At 79.7% G+C, this 2,560-nt stretch carries 1 protein-coding gene; it reads right to left on the reverse strand.

Annotated elements, in window-relative coordinates:
* Positions 1-2,276: ATP-binding protein (locus KME80_RS49675; RefSeq protein ID WP_219520044.1), on the reverse strand; the 2,276-nt coding region annotated here is incomplete at its 3' end.
* Between the last annotated feature and the right edge of the window lie 284 nt (positions 2,277-2,560).

The raw sequence follows: 2,560 nt of genomic DNA on the forward strand, positions 1-2,560 counted from the left end.
CCCCCCCGCAGGGCGGCGAGCGCGGCCGCCCGGTCCAGGCGGCGGCCGCGCTCGTAGGCGGCCCGGCGCCCGGAGGTGACCAGCAGGGCGCGCGTCAGCCGGACGACGTCCGGATGGCGCGCGTCCGGGCCGCCCCGCACCGCCTCGGCGGCGCCCAGCGTCTCCGCCGCCCGCACCGGCTCGCCGCGCCGCAGCAGCAGATCCGTCAGCCCCACCCCCACCTGCGCGACCATCGGCGGGTCCGGCATCGCCGCCGCCAGCGCCAGCGCCTCCCCGAGCCAGCGGGCCGCCGCCTCCAGCTCCCCGGCGGCGACCGCCAGCCGCCCCGCCCCCGCCGCGTACAACGTCCGGTACGGCGTGTCGCCCTCCTCGCCCGCCAGCCGCAACTGCCGGCCGGCCTCGCCCAGGTCCCCCTCGCAGCGGGCCAGGTCCGCCAGCGCCACCCGCGCCACGGCCGCCCGCCGCGGCCCGCCGGGCCCCGGCTCGCCCTCCTCGGCCAGCCGCAGCAGCCGCGCCCGGGCCCGCTCCGGCTGCCCGGCGTGGACGCGCACCATCGCCACCCACACTCCCAGCTCGTGGTGCGTGCCCAGGTCGGCGGCCAGCCCCTCGGCCTCCTCCAGCGCCGCCACGGCCGCCTCGTACGCGTCGGCGGCGATCTCGACGGACGCCAGCGACATCAGCGTCAACGCCAGCCCCCACCGCTCCCCGGCCTCCCGGAACCCCGCGACCGCCGCCACCAGATCGGCGCGCCCGGCCGCCATCCCGGCGTCGGTGCCGCGCAGCAGCGACCGCGCCAGCCACACCATCCCGCGCGTCCAGGGATCCCCCGCTTCCAGGTACGGCTCCAGCCCGCTCAGCCCGCTGTCCGCCTCGCCACGGGCCAGCGCCAGCAACGCCCCCGCGAACGCCCCGAGCGCACCCTCCTCACCCGAACCGCCGGGGTCGCCCGGGGGGAGGGCCGCCGCCGCGCCCGCCAGATCACCCGCCATCAGGGCGTTCAGCAGGAAGACGGCCACCGCCGTCCGCCGGGGACCCGGCGCGGACCGGCCCGGCACCTGAAGGGCCGCGCGCAGCCGGGCGACCGCCTCCGCGTGCTCACCGCGCACCGTCCAGAACATCGCCAGCGCCGCACCCAGCCGCACCGCCACATCCGCGTCGCCGTGGTCGCACGCGGTGCGCAGCGCGGCCAGCAGATGGTCCCGCTCGGCCGCCAGCCGCGCCACCCCGCCCAGTTGCCCGGCGCCCCGCAGCCCCGGCCCCGCGGACTCGGCCAGCGCGAGAAAGCACGCGGCATGCGCCTCCCGCGCCGCCCGCAACCGGCCCGACTCCGCCAGCCGCAGCAGCCCGTACTCCCGGATCGTCCCCAGCATCCGGTAGCGGTCGCCGTCGAGCTGCAGCAGCGACTTGTCCACCAGCGCGTGCAGCGCGTCCTCACCGACGCCCGCCCCGGCCGCCGCCTCCGCCGTGAAGCTCGCCGGGAAGACCGCCGCCCGCTCCGCCGCCTCCCGGACGCCGCCGTCCAGCAGGTCCCAGCTCCACTCCACCACGCCGCGCAACGTCCGGTGCCGGGGCGAGGCCGTCCGGCTGCCGCCCGTCAGCAGCCGGAACGGGCCGTCCCCGCGCGGCAGCCGGACGCCCAGCCCGTCGGCCAGCCGGTCCAGCGTCATCGTCCGCAGCCGGGCCGCGGCCAGCTCGATCGCCAGCGGGAGCCCGTCCAGCCGCGCGCACACCTCACCGACCCGCCCCGACGGGACGAACCCCGGCCGCACGGCCAGCGCCCGCGCCGAGAACAGCCGCTCGGCCTCCTCCAGCGGCAGCGGGGCCACCGGGCACAGCGCCTCCCCGTCGATGCGCAGCGGCTCCCGGCTCGTCGCCAGCACCCGCAGACCGGGGCAGCGGCCGAGCAGCGCCTCCACCAGCCGGGCCACCGGGTCCGCCACGTGCTCACAGTTGTCCAGCACCAGCAGCGCCCGCGCCCCCGCGAACGCCTCGGCCAGCTGCTCCACGGCGTCCGCCCGGACCCGCAACCCCAACGCCCGCGCCACCGCCAGCGCCACGTCCCCCGCGTCGGCCACCGCCGCCAGCCCCACCCACCACACCCGACGGCTGGGATCGCTCCGGCGCGCCTCGGCGGGCACCCCGCCGGTGGCCACGGCTGCGATGGCGAGGCGCGTCTTCCCCACGCCGCCGGGGCCGACCAGCGTCACCAGCCGACCGGCGGCCAGGCGCGCGGCGATCAGCCGCAGCTCCGCCTCCCGCCCGACGAGCTCCGTCAAGGCCACCGGCACCCGCCCCTCACCCCCGAACGGCCCCTCTCCGGACGGGCCGGTGCGGGAGCCCGGGAGGTGCGCGCCCTCGGCCCCGTGCGGGCCCTCGCCCCCGTGCTGGGCCTGGCCCTCGTCCCCGTGCGGGGTTTGGCTTCCGTGGGGACGCTCACCCTTGCTCGGGCGCTGGCCTTCGCGCTCGTCTGCTACAGAGGGAGTGCGGTCCTGAAGTTCCCTCGGGTGTGCGCCGTCTGGCGTGGCCCTGGGGGGCGGGGGGTCGGAGGGGAGGGGGGTGG

It is taken from the genome of Nonomuraea ceibae, assembly GCF_019396325.1.
GTDB lineage: Bacteria > Actinomycetota > Actinomycetes > Streptosporangiales > Streptosporangiaceae > Nonomuraea > Nonomuraea ceibae.